At 38.7% G+C, this 17728-nt stretch carries 13 protein-coding genes; 10 read left to right on the plus strand and 3 right to left on the minus strand.

Annotation, left to right across the window (positions count from 1 at the left end; genetic code table 11):
* Window positions 1–97: 97 nt before the first annotated feature.
* Both OK344_RS05530 and OK344_RS05535 read right to left on the minus strand, forming a co-directional pair.
* On the minus strand, window positions 98–1483 hold the full coding sequence (locus OK344_RS05530) for a UDP-N-acetylmuramate--L-alanine ligase (RefSeq protein ID WP_265143842.1): 1386 nt from the start codon (window positions 1481–1483) through the stop codon (window positions 98–100).
* Window positions 1484–1492: 9 nt separating this feature from the next.
* On the minus strand, window positions 1493–2488 hold the full coding sequence (locus OK344_RS05535) for a DUF8457 domain-containing protein (RefSeq protein ID WP_265143843.1): 996 nt from the start codon (window positions 2486–2488) through the stop codon (window positions 1493–1495).
* Between the two features lie 59 nt (window positions 2489–2547).
* On the opposite strand from OK344_RS05535, the gene OK344_RS05540 reads away from it, so the two are divergent.
* From OK344_RS05540 to OK344_RS05565, 6 genes are all read left to right on the plus strand, one after another.
* Window positions 2548–3138 carry a thymidine kinase gene (locus tag OK344_RS05540; RefSeq protein WP_265143844.1) on the plus strand — a complete coding sequence of 197 codons (591 nt, stop codon included), beginning with the start codon at window positions 2548–2550 and terminating at the stop codon, window positions 3136–3138.
* The gene (locus tag OK344_RS05545) at window positions 3135–5579 is read left to right on the plus strand and encodes a bifunctional UDP-N-acetylmuramoyl-tripeptide:D-alanyl-D-alanine ligase/alanine racemase (protein ID WP_265143845.1); all 2445 of its coding nucleotides are present in this window, start codon (window positions 3135–3137) and stop codon (window positions 5577–5579) included. Before OK344_RS05540 ends, OK344_RS05545 begins: the two co-directional genes overlap by 4 nt.
* Window positions 5579–7744: a patatin-like phospholipase family protein gene (locus OK344_RS05550; protein WP_265143846.1), complete on the plus strand. Its 2166-nt coding sequence runs from the start codon at window positions 5579–5581 to the stop codon at window positions 7742–7744. Before OK344_RS05545 ends, OK344_RS05550 begins: the two co-directional genes overlap by 1 nt.
* Window position 7745: 1 nt before the next feature.
* Window positions 7746–8153, plus strand: coding sequence for an rRNA maturation RNase YbeY (ybeY, locus tag OK344_RS05555; protein ID WP_265143847.1), 408 nt, complete (start codon window positions 7746–7748; stop codon window positions 8151–8153).
* A 129-nt stretch (window positions 8154–8282) separates the two neighbouring features.
* Window positions 8283–10145, plus strand: a complete 1863-nt coding sequence (mnmG, locus tag OK344_RS05560; protein WP_265143848.1) for a tRNA uridine-5-carboxymethylaminomethyl(34) synthesis enzyme MnmG — start codon at window positions 8283–8285, stop codon at window positions 10143–10145.
* A gap of 63 nt (window positions 10146–10208) precedes the next feature.
* Window positions 10209–11027 (plus strand): class I SAM-dependent methyltransferase, encoded by an 819-nt coding sequence (locus OK344_RS05565; RefSeq protein WP_265143849.1) that lies wholly within the window; start codon window positions 10209–10211, stop codon window positions 11025–11027.
* Between the two features lie 132 nt (window positions 11028–11159).
* Here the strand turns inward: OK344_RS05565 and OK344_RS05570 are convergent, their stop codons facing one another.
* The gene (locus OK344_RS05570) at window positions 11160–12350 is read right to left on the minus strand and encodes a phosphoglycerate kinase (RefSeq protein ID WP_265143850.1); all 1191 of its coding nucleotides are present in this window, start codon (window positions 12348–12350) and stop codon (window positions 11160–11162) included.
* Between the two features lie 620 nt (window positions 12351–12970).
* Between OK344_RS05570 and rpiB the strand changes: the two genes are divergently transcribed.
* The 4 genes from rpiB (at window position 12971) to OK344_RS05590 (ending at window position 17725) form a co-directional block, all read left to right on the plus strand.
* A complete protein-coding gene (gene rpiB, locus OK344_RS05575) occupies window positions 12971–13402 on the plus strand; it encodes a ribose 5-phosphate isomerase B (RefSeq protein WP_265143851.1) in 432 nt (143 codons plus the stop codon).
* Window positions 13403–13432: 30 nt separating this feature from the next.
* A complete protein-coding gene (gene rnr / locus OK344_RS05580; RefSeq protein ID WP_265143852.1) occupies window positions 13433–15586 on the plus strand; it encodes a ribonuclease R in 2154 nt (717 codons plus the stop codon).
* A 529-nt stretch (window positions 15587–16115) separates the two neighbouring features.
* Window positions 16116–16796 (plus strand): LysE family translocator, encoded by a 681-nt coding sequence (locus OK344_RS05585; RefSeq protein WP_265143853.1) that lies wholly within the window; start codon window positions 16116–16118, stop codon window positions 16794–16796.
* Entirely contained in the window at window positions 16796–17725 is a 930-nt protein-coding gene (locus OK344_RS05590; protein ID WP_265143854.1) for a S66 peptidase family protein, read from the plus strand. Before OK344_RS05585 ends, OK344_RS05590 begins: the two co-directional genes overlap by 1 nt.
* Window positions 17726–17728 lie beyond the last annotated feature (3 nt).

Below are 17728 nucleotides of genomic sequence, written 5' to 3' on the forward strand. Positions count from 1 at the left end.
CTTATTTCTAATCTATAAATTTTGGCTAATGCCTAATTTAAATCTGTTATATTTTAAACGGGCTAAAGCCCGTCCCTATTGATGTGAGTACAGGAAACTAAATTCCGTTATATAGGTTTTTACAGAAATCTTCCAATCCAGGATCTCTAGCTCCCATTAAGAGGAGCACCGTTCCTTCTTTGAGTTCGGGTCTCAAGGCTTCAAGGAGGTTATTGCGGTCTTCAACAAAATGTGCGTTTTTACCTTTGTTTTTGATATCCTGAATCAGGTCATCTGCGGAGATATCTTTCACAGCAGTTCCGCCGGCATAGAATATTTCGCTCATCCATATTTCGTCCTGAGGTCTTAGCGCGTTTGAGATTTCGTCTACAAAATCGTGGCGCAGAAATCTTGTAGGTCCATAGCCATGAGGCTGAAACCAGGCAATTACTTTTTCTGCCAAAGGCTGACATGCCCTGATGCTGGCCGCACATTTTGCGGGATTGTGCGCATAATCATCGATGACCCACACGCCGTTTTTCTGACCTAAAATCTGGTGACGGCGGTAAATCCCTTCATATTTTGACAGGCTTGCCGCGCAGGTTTCCAAAGGCACTCCGATTTGATGGGCCACTGCGATGGCTGCGGCTGCATTTTCAACACTGTGTCTGCCCAGTGAAGTCATCTGAAACTTCTGATTATTAAGATCAAATGTTAATGAGAGTCCCTCCTGATGAAAATTCTCCGCTGAGTAGCCAGCATTATCATTTTCGAAACCAAAATCATTACTTGAACCTGCAGAGAGACTTTTCGCTAATGTATTCGACTGATTAACAATGAATAAACCTTTGGTATTATTTTTAAAAACGGTAAACAATTCTATGAGTTCATCAATTTCCTGATGGTCTTTATCGATGTTCAGCAGCAAGCCAATTTCCGGCTTATACTGAACGACAGAACCGTCGCTTTCATCAGCTTCGATGATGAGCCAGTCACCTTTTCCAACGGCGGCGTTGCCAATTTTACCTTCTTTAATGATGGAAGTTAAACCTGCTCCGGAAATAATGCTGGGCTCATATTTGGCATCAAGTAAAATCTGATATAACATCGCTGATGTAGTTGATTTACCGGAAGTTCCGGCAACAGCAATGGTTTTCTTGCTTTTGGCGATGATGGATAAAAGTTCACTTCTTTTGATGATGGGAATTCCGAGTTCCTTAGCTTTCTGAACTTCAAAAACGGTGTCTTCAATCGCTGTGGATACTACAACTAAATCTGTCTTCTCTGAAATCCCACTTCCGTCCTGTAAAAAACAGTGGATGCCCTCTGCTTCCAGCTGCTCTTTTGTGCGGTTATATTCGCCGGGATGAAAATAGCGGTCGCTTCCCGAGACTTCTTTACCGATTCCTTTAAGATATTGTGCAATAGCGCTCATGCCGACACCGGCGACGCCTATGAAGAATACATTCTGAAAATCCTCCATATTAGTTATCATTCCTTTCATCTGTATCCGTTACAAGAATTTATTTTCTACGAGGTTCCAAAGTCTCTGTGCATATTCATCCACTTTTCCCCAATCTTTCTGATAATACACTTCGCTTAAATACTGTTTCGCATCTTCAAGATTATCAAAGGAATTCAGTTTATCTACAGTCGTTTTAAGTTCGTCTCCGTCGCCATTAAAAAGAAGTTTTGTAAAAGCTACCTTATCATTCAAATCGAGTCTGAATTCGTTTTTCTTTTTCTCCGCCTCCATAAAATCCGTAGGAATATTTGTTTTTAAAATACTTCCGGATTCTGTTTTAGGTTCAGCCATGTGCGTTTTTTCTTCTTCAAGCCGTTCCAGCGGATCTTCATCGAAAAGATTCTGCACAACCTTTAAGCCTTTTATATGGGCCAGTTTAATTTTTTTCTCGACGGAATGATGTTCAGGTTTTTTTTCCTCATGAAAAATTTCCGGTTTCTGAGGATGAATTACATCTTCTTTGTTGAATTCTACGATTTTTCTCCGGCGTTCTTCAAGTTCCTGAAATTCTTTTTCTTTCTGCGCAATGCGTTCTTCATAGCTGTATTCAGTTTCAATAGCTGCCAGCAGTTCCTCTTCTACCGCTTCTTCTTCAATTTCCAAATGTTTTTCAACAGATATTTCTGTAGATACATCAGGTTCTTCGTTTTCAATTTCATTAAGCTCATTTGTAAACATCACCTCTTCTTCAATAATATCCTCTTCCAGTGGAGCGTCATCAAAATGGCTGAATTCGGGGCTCATGATTTCGTTTCCGGAAAAAATTCTGGATTCTTCCTGGGCCGGTTTTTCCACGGTATCATCGCTCATGAAACTGTCTTTATTTTTCTCCAAAATCCTGAGAAATGCAATTCTGTCGGTTACTTCTGCAAATAAATCCTGCTTGGTGAGAAGTTCTTCTTTTGAATTGATCCGTGAAAGTGTTTCGAGAATTGTCTTGGATTCAAAAAAAATTTTTTCCTGTAGGTCCTGGAGATTTTGCATAATAAAGTCTATTAAATTTCCGTATTTTTGAGCTTTGAATATCACGGCTAAATTAACAAATGTTTTTAGAAAATACAATTAATCACGCAAAACAAAGCGGCTGGATGGAAGTTATCTGTGGCTCGATGTTTTCGGGAAAAACTGAAGAACTCATCAGGCGGCTGCGGCGTGCTGAAATGGCCGGCCAGAATGTTGAAATTTTCAAGCCGAAACTCGATACCCGATACGCCGAAGAAGAAGTTGTTTCGCACAACCAAAATAAGATCAGAAGTACGCCTGTGGAAAGCACGAGCGAAATACTATTGCTGGGTTCTACCTGCGATGTAGTAGGGATTGATGAAGCGCAGTTTTTCGATGAAAGTGTGGTGGAAGTTGCCAATACTTTGGCCAATAACGGAGTGCGGGTGGTAATCGCGGGTCTCGACATGGATTTTATGGGCAGGCCGTTCGGGCCGATCCCCAATCTGATGGCCACAGCGGAATATGTTACAAAAGTTCACGCCATCTGTAAAAGAACCGGAAATCTTGCCCATTACTCGATGCGGACTTCAGCCAGTGAAGATTTGGTACAACTGGGTGAGACCGAGAGTTACGAAGCGGTAAGCCGGAAGGTTTTTAACGAAGAAATTCTGAAGCGGAAAAACAAATGAATTACACGACCAAACAACTTGCAGACCTCACAAAATCCCAATTGATTGGGAATGGAGGTCTGCAGGTGACCACGATTTCGTTCGACAGCCGAACCCTCTATTCCTCGGCAGATACTGCATTTATTGCCATCAATACCCAAAAAAATTCAGGAGAAAAATATATTCAGGCTGCCGTTGAAAAAGGAATTAAAATCATTATTTCTGAACATCAAGTCGCTGGTCTGCAAGATATTACCTGGATTATTGTAGAAAATTCATTAAAATTCATCCAGCAACTGGCAAAGCATCATCTTTCACTTTTTAATCTGAAGACGGTAGGGATTACGGGAAGCAACGGCAAGACCATCGTAAAAGAATGGCTGTATCAGAGTCTGTTTACGGATTTTAATACGGTGAAAAGCCCGAAAAGTTTCAATTCGCAGCTTGGACTTCCACTTTCACTCCTCAAAATTGACGGAATCCATGAAGTCGGCATTTTTGAAGTGGGCATCTCCAAGCCCTGCGAGATGGAAATTCTGGAAGATATCTTCCCACCTCAAATTGGTGTCCTTACGCATATCGGTTCTGCACATTCCTCAAATTTTGTGGACGAAGAAGAACTGACAGAAGAAAAAATAAAACTTTTCAAACATTCTGAAACTATTATTTTTAATGGTGACAATGACTTGGTATACAATAAAATAAACGAGATCTATTCATGTAAAAATTTAATATCATATGGTTTGAAACACCGGAATGATATTACCATTACGAATGATCCGAATGATAAGTCTGAACCATTACAGATCCGTTATTTCAATGATGAATTTCAGCTTCCGGCGCAGCAAAGAGACGAAGCGACACTGAGAAATGCGCTCTGTGTTGTGGCGGTTCTGAAGGAATTTGGGTTTAATTTCAAACAGATTGTTGATAAGATCAATACCCTGAAATCTGTAGAAATGCGTCTGGAAAGTGTCAACGGACTTCGGAATAATCTTATCATCAACGATTCCTTTAATCTGGATTTGGATTCTTTAAAAATTGCTTACCAGTTTATCAAGGAATATAACAAACCAAAAAATACGCTTATTCTTACCGATATTGTCGAAGGAAAAAACGCTGAACAGCTCTATGGTGAAGTTGTTAAAATCACAAATCAGCAGGATTTTAGCAAAATAATTCTCATTGGCGATGAAATAATAAATTACCAAAACGACTTTAAAGCTGAAACTTACACTTTCAATAACGTTAATGAACTTATTGATAGTCATATTCTTAATCAGATCGAAAGCGAATTGATTCTCTTAAAAGGTGCAAGGAAATTCGAAATTGAAAAAATTAAAAATCACCTGGAACTTCAGAAGCACGATACTGTTCTTGAAGTAAACCTTAATGCCATTCTGCACAACATCAATGTGCATAAAGCCTTATTAAAGCCTGAAACGAAAATGATGGCAATGGTAAAGGCTTATTCTTACGGGCTTGGCGGTTACGAGATCGCCGAGTTTCTCCAGCATCATCACATTGATTATCTTGGCGTTGCTTATGCAGATGAAGGGGTAGATTTAAGAAAAAACGGCATTACCGCTCCCATTATGGTGATGAATCCTGAGCAGCACAGCTATAACATTATCATTGATTATAATCTGGAACCGGAGATTTACAGTTTCCGGGTACTTGAACTGTTCACCCAACAGCTCGCTCAAAAAGGAATTCAGGAGAAATATCCTATCCACATCAAACTTGAAACCGGTATGCACCGGCTTGGTTTTAAGGAAGGTGAACTCAATGAACTTACCGAAAAGTTGAAGCATCTGAATGTAAAAGTTGCCTCCATCTTCAGTCATCTCTCCATTGCTGATGTTCCTGAAGGAAAAGATTATACTTTAGAGCAGATTGAAATTTTCAAAAAAAATTCCGATAATCTCATTTCCGGATTACATTACAAACCCATACGACATATTTTAAACACTTCCGGGATTGTACATTATTCTGATTATCAGTTTGATATGGTTCGAATTGGTATCGGGATGGTAGGAATTTCTTCCAGTGAAAAAATAAAAAAACAATTGCAGGGTGCGGTAAGTTTTAAAACCGTAATTTCACAGATCTCAACGGTTAATGCAGGAGAATCAATTGGTTACAACAGGAATTACAGAACAAAAAACAGTACGCAGATCGCAACCATACCGGTGGGTTATGCCGACGGAATCCCAAGGCTTATTGGAAATGAAGTTGGAAAGGTAGGCATCGCGAAGAAGCTTTTTCCTATCGTAGGAAATGTGTGTATGGACATGATGATGATCAATATCGGAGATGCTGCCGCAAAGGAGGGAGATGAAGTGGTTATATTCAATTCCAATCCTTCTCTCGAAGAATTTTCAAATTACTGTAAAACAATACCTTATGAAGTTTTAACTTCGATCTCAAGACGTGTAAAGAGAATTTATATCAAAAATTAATGAAGAAAATACTGGTGCTTTTTTCAGCCTTATTTATAAACTTCTACCTTAATGCACAGGTAAAGGAAGGTTTTACTGTACCACAAAATCCAAAGATCGGTTTATCTCTTTCGGGCGGCGGAGCCAAAGGCTTTGCGCATATCGGCGTTTTAAAAGTCCTGGATTCGCTGGGCGTAAAAGTAGATTATATCTCGGGAACAAGCATGGGAGCGATTGTGGGCGGTCTTTACGCTTCCGGCTATACAGGGAAAGAGATCGAAAAGATTGTAATGGAAACCGATTTTTACACCATCATCGCAAACGAAAAAACGCGTAAAGAAACCACCTTTTTCGATAAATCCGTTGATAAGTATATTCTTAATATCCCAGTTAAAAACGGTAAAATCAACGTTTTACCAAAAGCAATCTCTACCGGTCAAAAAAACATCTATCTTTTAAAAGAACTGTTTAAAAACGTTTCTACAATTGATGATTTCTCGAAACTTCCTATTCCCTTTATGTGTATTGCAACCAATTTAGAAAGCGGAAAGATTGAGATTTTCGAGAAAGGTGATCTGGTGAGTTCCATTATGGCCAGTTCTGCGTTTCCTTCTTTGATGGATCCGGTGATAATCAATGATTCTTTATATATCGATGGAGCAATGACCGTCAACTATCCTTCAAAACCACTTAAAGATAAAGGAATTGATGTGGTTATTGGTGTGGATCTGAGCCAGGGCTTAGCAAACAGACAAAATCTGCAGAGTGCCATTGATATTCTGAATCAGGTGATTGATTTTGGAATCCAGAAAGAAACCAAAAACCAGTATCACTATACTGATATCAATATTCATCCGGATTTAACGGGAATGAGCGCTACAAGTTACGATGCTAAGGCTGCCATATTAGATTCAGGTTATGTAGAGGCCAAAAAATATACAGAAACGCTTTCGCTGTTGCCAAAAAGAAAAACTGATCTTCTGAGGGTACCTTTGAATTCGATATATTCCAATGTCTATAAAATTGACAGCTTGATTCTCGAAAACAATCATATTTTCGGTAAAAACTATGTACAGGGGAAAATGAATCTCCGTGTACCTTCACTACAGACCTATGGGAGCATCAATAAAATGATTGACAGGCTGTATGCAACCAATAATTACAGGCTGATTAATTACGATATCACGCAACAGGAAGACCGGAATTATTTAAAACTAAATGTTACCGAAGAGGACACGCGTTTTTTCCTAAAATTCGGGCTTCATTACGATGAAGTATTCAAAACCGGGCTTCTTCTTAACGCCACGGCAAAAAGACTCCTTTTCCGAAACTCTACGGTATCTCTGGATGTGGTGGTGGGCGATAAACCGCGGTACTATCTCAACTATTTTATCGATAACGGATATATTCCGGGTTTTGGTGTTTATGCTTCCGGAATGACGCTGTATCTAATGGATATCGATGCTAACGTGTACGAAAAATGGAACTGGTTCCGAAACGAAGCTTTTATCCAGTCCGTATGGCGGGATAAATACGCCATTGGTGGCGGTATAAGCCACGATTATTACGAATCTAAGCTTATATCGGAGTCTAACTACTCGAATGCCCATAACTTCATCAATCCTTATGTATTTATTAAAACCGATACCCAGGATAATACCAGTTTTCCTACAAAAGGTTTATTTCTTTATGCGGAAGGAAAGGTACTGGATCTTCTTAATGATGAGCAGGAAGGAAGAACGGTTCAGCTAAAAATCGTGTCACAGATCAATTTTCCTTTGAATTCGTGGTTTACTTACCGGCTTGGATTATTCGGCGGAGTTACGGTTGGGGAAGAGCTTTCTCCTTACTACCATTATAGGATCGGTGGAATATTCGAGCAGAATATGGGAAACCTATTTAAATTTGAAGGATATGAATTCGGGCAGCTATATTCCAAAAACATGCTTATCGCAGCAAATACCTTCCAATTTAATTTTTATAAAAATTACTTTTTCGATGCCAACTTAAGCATAGGAAATCTCTTTAATGATATTAAAGTTGATGATATTTTACATATTACCGAGTCATCGGCAGGTATTACTGCAGGTTATAAATCACCTTTTGGGCAGATAAAGTTCAATTACAGCAAATCTTTGAACCGTAATAATAATATTTTTAGTGTAATTCTTGGACACTGGTTTTAATATGATACAATTTTTCTTTGAAGATATCGATAAAATCGAAATCGAAGCCAACCTTAGCAACAGTTTGGAAAATATTATCCTTTCTGAGGGCAAAAAGCCAGGTGAAATCAATTATATTTTCTGTGATGATGAGTATTTACTCCAGGTTAACAGAGAATATCTAAAACATGATTATTACACCGATGTCATCACGTTCGACTATGTAAAGGGCAAAACCATTTCAGGAGATATTTTTGTATCTTTGCCGCGCATTTTTGATAACGCTCAAACTTTGTCTAAAGATTTTGAATCTGAATTTTTCAGGGTTTTAGCACACGGACTTCTTCACCTTTGTGGGTATAAGGACAAAACAGAAGAAGAAATCGCAGAAATGCGCAGTAAAGAAGATTATTATCTGAACAAGAGATAATTCATTCGGTACCCCACCCCGTTTACTCAATCAAATATAAGATGAATTGCAGTATCCGATTAACGGGTATTAAAATTTATTAAATGTTTCACGTGAAACATTCAATCATTAATTATCATTTTAATATACATGATCAACGAGACATACGACGTAATCGTAGTCGGCGCCGGCCACGCAGGTTGCGAAGCCGCCGCTGCTGCAGCCAATATGGGATCTAAAACCCTTTTGGTTACAATGAATATGCAGACCATAGGCCAAATGTCCTGTAATCCTGCTATGGGCGGCATCGCGAAGGGACAAATTGTACGCGAAATTGACGCTATGGGCGGATATTCCGGTATTATTGCGGACAAATCAGCAATTCAGTTCAAGATGCTGAATCTATCAAAAGGACCTGCCATGTGGTCTCCACGAACCCAAAATGACCGAATGTTGTTTGCGGAAGAATGGCGTATTGCCCTCGAAAACACACCAAATCTTGATTTCTTTCAGGATATGGTGAAAAGTCTCATCATCGAGAACCATAAAGTTACGGGCGTTGTAACTTCACTAGGAATAAAAATTAAAGCTAAATCTGTAGTATTAACCAACGGAACATTCCTAAACGGTTTAATTCATGTTGGTGACAAACAACTGGGAGGAGGAAGAATGGGCGAACCCAGAGCTTTCGGGATTACAGAACAGCTCGTATCATTAGGTTTTGAAGCAGGAAGAATGAAAACAGGTACCCCGCCACGTGTTGATGGCAGGAGCCTTGATTACACTAAAATGGAAGAACAAAAAGGAGATGAAAATCCGCAGAAATTCTCCTATTCCGATACGCCAAAACTTACAAAACAGCTAAGCTGTCACATTGTTTATACCAACGAAACAGTTCACGAAATATTGAGAGAAGGATTCGACAGAAGCCCTATGTTTAACGGAACAATACAGAGTATTGGGCCAAGATACTGTCCAAGTATTGAAGACAAAATCAACCGTTTTGCAGAGCGTGAACGACACCAGCTTTTTGTAGAACCTGAAGGCTGGCGCACGGTAGAGATTTACGTTAACGGCTTCAGTTCTTCTTTACCCGAAGAAATTCAGATTAAAGCGATGCGGCATATCCCAGGATTCCAAAATGTAAAAGTTTTCCGCCCCGGATACGCTATTGAATATGACTATTTCCCTCCTACTCAACTTCATCACACCCTTGAAACAAAACTCATTGAAAACCTTTATTTCGCCGGTCAAATCAACGGTACAACCGGTTATGAAGAAGCTGCCGGACAGGGATTAATTGCAGGAATCAATGCACACAACAAAGTTCACGAGAAAGAAGAATTCATTCTCAACCGTGATGAAGCTTACATCGGCGTTCTTATCGACGATTTAATTACTAAAGGAACCGAAGAACCGTACCGTATGTTCACTTCCAGGGCCGAATACAGGCTGCTTTTAAGACAGGATAATGCCGACATCAGATTAACTGAAAAGTCACATAAAATAGGTCTTGCAGATGAAACACGGCTCAGAAACGTAGAAAATAAAATCGCGGCCAGTAATGAGCTGGAAGAATATCTGAAATCTACCTCTTTGAAACCCGGGATTATCAATCCTATCCTCGCATCCATTGAATCCTCTCCTGTGGATCAGGCATACCGCGCGTCGCAAATCCTTACAAGACCGAATATGACGCTTGAAAAACTTAGTGAAATTGATTTTATTGGTGAGAAAACTAAGGAATTTACAGAAGAAGTTAAAGAGCAGGCTGAAATCAATATCAAATACAAAGGTTACATTGAGAAAGAAAAAGAAAATGTAGCCAAGCTAAACCGTTTGGAAACCATCAGAATTCCGGATGATTTTGACTACACTAAAATAGGTTCACTTTCTTCAGAAGCAAAACAAAAACTGAATAAAATTCAGCCCAAAACCATTGCGCAGGCAGCAAGAATCAGCGGCGTATCACCTTCAGATATCAACGTGCTTCTTATCTATTTGGGCAGATAAATCATTTTATAATGATCTTGATGTTTCACGTGAAACATCAAGATCTTCTAAATACAGTCTTTTATGATAATTAAAGATCACTTTTTGACCAAAGAAGATTTTAAAATTAAAGAAACTTCTATTACGGGAATTTATAAAACCCATCCCGTTCCGGAGAATATAGGCCGGTATTATGAAAGCACCGATTATATTTCGCATTATCAGGATGAAAAAGATTTAAAACATAAACTGTATAAATTTTTACAGGGATTTAATCTGAATTTCAAAAGAAATATTCTTGCAAAGGAACTTCATAAAAATGCTAATGTATTGGATTATGGTTTCGGTGCCGGAGAGTTTTTGAAATATATTGAAGATGATTTTACAACCTTTGGATACGAACCTAATCAGTCAGCGGCTGAGTTTGCTCTAAAGAAATTGTCAAAAACTAAAATTATAAAGGACCTGAGCAGTATTGAAAACCATTCACTTGATGCGATCACCCTGTGGCATGTCTTCGAACATATTGAAAATCAAGAAGATATATTAAATATATTTCACTCAAAACTGAAAAGCAATGGTTTACTGATTATAGCGGTTCCCAATTACACCTCTTATGATGCGAAAAAATACAGGGAATTTTGGGCAGCTTATGATGTTCCCCGTCATATTTATCATTTCTCGAAGACCGGAATGCACAAATTAATGAATAACGAAAAGTGGAAAATTAAATATATTAAGCCCCTCCTGCTCGATGCGTTCTATATTTCGATGTTGAGCGAAAAATATAAAAATTCACCGCTTTTTTGGCTTAAAGGTTTTGTTTTCGGAGCGATTTCTAATTTTAAAGCATTAAAAAACGACGAATTTTCGAGTTTGATATATATTATCGAAAAAAAATAGTTTTTCGATTTTTAAGGTATTTATGAAGGTCGATTTTTACTGTTTTTATTCAATTTTTAAAAAACCTTTCAAACTTTAGCAAAAAAAAGTTTCCGGAATTACCGGAAACTTTTTTATTAATAATATCATCAATTAACTGTTGATTGCTTTTACGCCAGGCAATTCCTTTCCTTCCAAACTTTCAAGCATCGCACCTCCTCCGGTGGATACGTAACTTACTTTGTCATCATAACCAAACTGTTTTACAAAAGCAACACTGTCGCCCCCACCAACAAGTGAAAAAGCTCCGAGTTCGGTAGATTCTGCAATACTGTCACCTAAAGCTATAGTTCCAGCAGCAAAATTAGGCATTTCGAAAACTCCGATCGGGCCGTTCCATAAAATTGTTCTGGAATTCATAATTACATCATGGAAAAGAACTCTTGATTTAGATCCCGCATCCATTCCCATCCAACCTTCCGGAATATCATAAATATCTACTTCTCTTCTGTCTGCGTCATTACTAAATTCATCTGCAATTACAGCATCTGTCGGTAAAAATACCTTTACATTCTTGGCTTTGGCTTTTTCCAGAATTTCTAACGCCAGCGTTAATTTATCTTCTTCTAAAAGAGAATTTCCGATATGTCCACCCAACGCACGAATAAAGGTGAAGGACATTCCGCCTCCGATAATTAAGTTATCGATAGCCGGTAAAATATTTTCTATAATGGTAATTTTGGTCGAAACTTTGGATCCTCCAAGAATAGCAGTAACCGGTTTTTCTCCATTTCCCAAAACTTTTTCTACCGCTTCAAGCTCTTTGGCCATCAGTAAACCGAAAAATTTAGTTTCAGGGAAATATTCTGCAATTATGGCGGTAGATGCATGCGCACGGTGCGCTGTACCGAATGCATCATTTACATAAGCATCCGCATATTTCGCAAGTTTTTCAGCAAATTCCTTATCTCCTTTTTCTTCCTCGTTATAGAATCTCAAATTCTCCAACAATAGAATTTCTCCAGGCTGAAGATCTGAAGTCATTTCAGTCGCTTCATGCCCGATACAGTCTGCACAGAATTTAACTGTTCTTCCTAAAACCGTTTCTATTTCACCCACGATATTCTTTAAAGAAAATTCTTCAGTTACTTTGCCTTTTGGGCGTCCGAGGTGAGTCATTAAAATCACGGAACCTCCATCATTCAGGATTTTATCAATGGTAGGTTTTACTGCCTGAATCCTGGTATTATCCGTAACTTTCAGATCAGCACTTTGAGGTACATTGAAATCTACACGCACCAATGCTTTTTTATCCTTAAAATTGAAATCGTTCACTGTTTTCATAAAAATCCTTTGTTTTTTAGTTTCACAAATTTAAGATTTATTCACCTGAATAAAAATTTATTTCCCGCTAAAATTCCACAATCCCCGAAGACTCATTTTATCTACATTATATTCTTTTTTTAAAAGAAAGAAATGAATAGTGTTGTTGTAGAAGACGGATTTGTGGAGAAAAACACGCCTTTTAGTTCAACACATTTAGTTGAAGTTCAATTCATAAATGATTAACAATGCAAGTATTTGATTTTTAACGTTTATTAACGTTTATCAACATTTGTTAATAATTTTGCTACTCCGGCTTTCCTGAAAACCTTTGTATGGACAACTGTAAGAATTGATCACTGAAACTTTACTGAACATTCTGCTTCAAATTCCAAAAACATTTTCCAATAGGAAATAAAAACGGATAATAAAACCTAATGTTTTGAAGAGTTATCCACACCAATTCCGTGTTATCCTCACATGTTTTGTGGAATAGTCTTCAAATCCGCTTGCGAATCAGATTTCAGAATAAAATCAAGCTAAAAAGCGTTAAAAACATGATATTTAAAGCTTATATAATCACTTCTTTCTATATATAATCTTAAATTTGTAGGAAATCTACCTTCTAATATCCTTTAAAAATGAAAAAGATAGCCATCGCCTGTGATCATGCCGGTTTCGATTACAAAGAAATTATAAAAAAACATCTGGAAACTCACTATGAAGTAAAAGATTTCGGTACGTTTTCCAAAGATTCTGTGGATTACCCTGATTTCGTTCATCCCAGTGCTAATGCCGTTGAGAGCGGCGAATGCGATTTCGGAATCCTGATTTGCGGAAGCGGCCAAGGTGTTGCAATTACAGCGAACAAGCATCAGCAGATCCGTTGCGCATTATGCTGGATGCCAGAATTGGCCGAACTTGCACGTAAGCACAACAATGCCAATATGATCGCGCTTCCGGCCAGATTTATCGCCAGTGAATTAGCAGTTGATATTGTTGATAAATTCCTCGGCACTGATTTTGAAGGAGGTAGACATGAAAAAAGGGTAGCAAAAATCTCTTGCTGCTAACCATTACCCCAAAATTAATAAACCATTTACATGGCTAAAAAAAGCAAATTTATATCTCATAAAAACAATCACAAACTCCAGGAAATTGGACGTTTGATATTGAAATTTATGAACCAGAAATCCTCTAAAGTCTATAATTACAAACAGATTGCAGATGGTATTGACTATAAAAATCCACGACAGCGAGAGCTGGTCATCCAGGCACTTCACAAATTACTTTCTGAGGAACGGATTAAAGAAACTGAAAAAGGAAAATACATCATCAATCTCCGGATCGAAGGAACCTTAACCGGGATTATCGATTTCAACCAGGCCGGAAACGCTTATGTTAAAGTCGAAGAACTTGACGATGATGTTTTCATTCATTCGAAAAACGTAAAAGATGCGCTTCAGGGTGACAAGGTACTCATCGTCACCTATCATTTTAAAGGTAAAAAGCTTGAAGGTTCTGTGCTGGAGGTTATCGAAAGAAACCGTGATGAGTTTGTAGGCACGTTCCAACTTATTAAACATAAGGATTTTGGGTTTGTTGTATGTGATAAAAAGACAATCAATACTGATATTTTTGTTCCGAAAGGAAAAATTGCCGGTGCACAGGACGGAGATAAAGTCGTTGTAAAAATGACCGAATGGAAATCCGGCGAGAAAAATCCAGAAGGCGAAATCATCAAAGTATTAGGCGCACCGGGCGAACATGAAACCGAGATTCATTCTATTTTAGCGGAATACGGTTTGCCTTATACGTTCCCTGAAGAAGTCGAAAAGGAAGCGGGAGAAATCGACCGGCGTATTCTCGACAGTGAAGTGGCAAAACGCCGCGATATGCGCGGAATATGCACTTTTACCATCGATCCGAAAGATGCGAAAGATTTTGATGACGCCTTATCGATACAGAAATTAGAAAACGGAAACTGGGAAATCGGCGTTCATATTGCCGATGTTTCGCATTACGTGGTTCCCGGAACCAGACTTGATGACGAAGCTTACGACCGCGCGACTTCGGTTTATCTGGTTGACAGGGTTGTGCCGATGCTTCCAGAAGTATTGAGTAATGATGTGTGTTCCTTAAGACCCAATGAAGATAAATATACCTTTTCTGCGGTTTTCGAACTTGATGAGAATGCAGATGTTGTAAAGGAATGGTTTGGAAGAACTGTTATTCATTCCGACAGAAGATTCAGTTACGAAGAAGCCCAGGAAAGAATCGAGACCAAAGAAGGCGATATGGCAGAAGAGATTCTGGTACTCGACAGGCTCGCGAAAATTCTAAGAAAAAACAGAATTAAAAACGGCGCGATTACCTTCGACCGAAGCGAAGTACGCTTTAACCTGGATGAAAACAGCGAACCGATCGGTGTTTATTTCAAAATAAGTAAAGATTCCAATCATCTGATTGAAGAATTTATGCTTCTGGCCAACCGAAAAGTTTCGGAATTTGTTTCGCTTAACCGAAAAGGAGATCCTACAGGAAACACCTTTATATACAGAATTCACGACGATCCGGATCCCACAAAACTCGAAGCACTAAGAGAATTTGTTTCCACTTTCGGCTATAAAATGGATTTGGCAAACACGAAAAAAGTTGCGGAATCCCTCAACCGTTTGTTAACAGATGTGAAAGGCAAGGGCGAAGAAAATATGATTGAAACTTTAGCGATGCGGTCCATGAGTAAAGCGATTTATTCCACCAATCCGATTGGTCATTATGGTCTGGGATTTGAGTATTATTCCCACTTTACATCCCCGATCCGCCGATATCCCGATTTAATTGCGCACCGTTTGCTTCAGCATTATCTGGATGGCGGAAAATCGCCGAACAAGCAGGATTTTGAGGAAAAAAGTAAACACTGCAGTGCGATGGAACGTTTGGCCGCCGATGCTGAAAGAGATTCTATTAAATTCATGCAGGTAAAATTCATGGAGAAACATTTGGGCGAAGTCTTCACCGGTGTAATTTCCGGGGTTGCCGATTTCGGATTCTGGGTACAGATTCCGGAAAACGGCGCTGAAGGTTTAATCAAACTACGTGATCTGATGGACGATTCTTATCAGTACGATGCCAAAATTCATGCGGTAATCGGTACAAGAACCGGAAACCAATACCAGTTAGGCCAGGAAGTAAAAATAAAAGTAATGAAAGCCAATCTCATCCAGAAGCAGCTGGATTTCAAGATTGTTGAATAATGACGGAGCATTACAAGGCTTTTCTCACCGATCTAATAAAAGTGTTTGGATTTATTCTGAACGCTTTTCTTTTTTTTAGCATTATACGTTTATTTCGGTAAAAAATCTTTTTATCAGCTTTATATTGTTGATGACCATTGGGTTTATTCTGTTCCGGATTTTCCGGATTCAGATCAACAGATATGTCTTTTTTTTAATTTTTATTACCTTTACTTTTTAATTGTAACTTCCTGTTTAGTTACGTCTTTTCTAAACGTCCTACGCAGGAGACCTACCTTTATGCTTACGGAATAACTGATATTCAGGGAATTAAAGGAAGATATTCTTCGCAAAAAGGCAGGTCAACAACAATTTATTTGGAAGGCGGAGTTTATAAAGAATATACCTTGCCGAGAATGTTTTTTAATTATGAAAAAATGAAGGATAAAAGCGTGATTACATACGATATAGAAGACGGTTTCTTCGGTTTTAGGGTGGTAAAGGATTATGAATTTTCTGAAGACAGCACGAATCATATATTTCAGTACTGATGTTTGAACTTATACTTTCTGCCATTGGTTTAGGAATTATGCTCAGTCTGGTCTTCATTGGACCTATTTTCTTTCTTTTGATAGAAACCAGTTTTTCCCGCGGTCCGAAACATGCGCTGGCATTGGATTTAGGTGTAATTGTAGCAGATATACTGTGTATTGCAGCAGCTTTTTTCGCCAGTGCCGACCTGGTACAGCTTATTGATAAACATCCAGGATTTTACAGAATTACCTCCTTTATCATTTTAATTTACGCCATTTACATGATTGTTTCCCGAACTCGAATGCATCTTGCCGGTGAGGAAAAAATGATAGGACAGAATTACTTCAGGACTTTTTTAAACGGATTTTTCTTCAATATCCTGAATATCGGGGTCGTGCTTTTCTGGCTTGTTACCGTAATTTCGGTGCGGAATGCTTATCCGGATCTCAACGAATTTCTGCTGTACATGGCTTTGGTTGTTGCAACATATCTCGGTATCGATTTCTTTAAAATCTATCTGGCCAAACAGTTTCACGACAAACTTACCGAAAAACTCGCCAACCAAATCCGTAAAGGCGTAGGATTTATTCTTGTAGGATTCAGTATTTTTATATTTCTGCAGAGTTTCAAAAAATTTAACCAGTTCGACAGGCAGCTGGAGGAAGCAGAAAAAACCGAGCAAAAACTAATGCAGTAATGAAAGCACCTATTTTACCGGCATCCTTAAAGAAAGGCGATAAAATTGCAATAATCTCTCCAGCCGGCTCTGTAGAGAAACCGCAACTGGAGGATGGTTTACATATCATCCGTTCAAAAGGCTACGAACCGGCTTTGGGTGAACATCTTTATACCAAATTTTCAAACGGCTATAATTACGCGGGGACTGAGAAAGAAAGAATTTCCGATATGAACTGGGCACTGAACGATCCTGAAATTTCAGCAGTCTGGGCTTCCAGAGGCGGTTACGGATGCCAGCATTTAGTTGAACATTTAAAACTTTCAGGGTTCAGAAAAAATCCTAAATGGTATATCGGATATTCCGACAATACCGTGATCCAAAGCTATTTACTGAAAAAAGGTTTTGCTTCCATTCACGCACAAACCGTTAAAACATCAGGGTTTGGAGTGACGCCGGAAGGTTATGATCTCACTTTCGATATTCTGGAGGGAAAAATGCCGGAATATTCCATCAAAAATAATAAACTCAACACCTCCGGATTTGCCCAAGGCGACTTGGTGGGCGGAAACCTGGCACTTATTTACGCATTGCTGGGAACAAAATATTCGTTTGATTTCAAAGATAAGATCCTTTTTATTGAAGATATCGGCGAAAAATTTTACGCGTTGGACAGGATGCTGATGTCGCTGGAACTTGCTGGCGTTTTCAGCAAAATCAAAGGGATGATCGTTGGCGGAATGACGCTTATGGAAGACGAAAAAGAAAACATCAACTACGAAGAAAGCTTCGATGAATTTTCTTACCGCATCATTGCCGAGCGGATTTCCAAATATAATTTTCCTGTGATATTTGGCTTTCCGAACGGACATATTTATGATAACCGCCCCATCATCATCGGAGCAGAAATTTCGATGAAAGTCGGTAATAAAGTTGAAGTAAAATTTTAAAAT

Source organism: Kaistella yananensis (assembly GCF_026107505.2).
Taxonomy (GTDB): Bacteria; Bacteroidota; Bacteroidia; order Flavobacteriales; family Weeksellaceae; genus Kaistella; species Kaistella yananensis.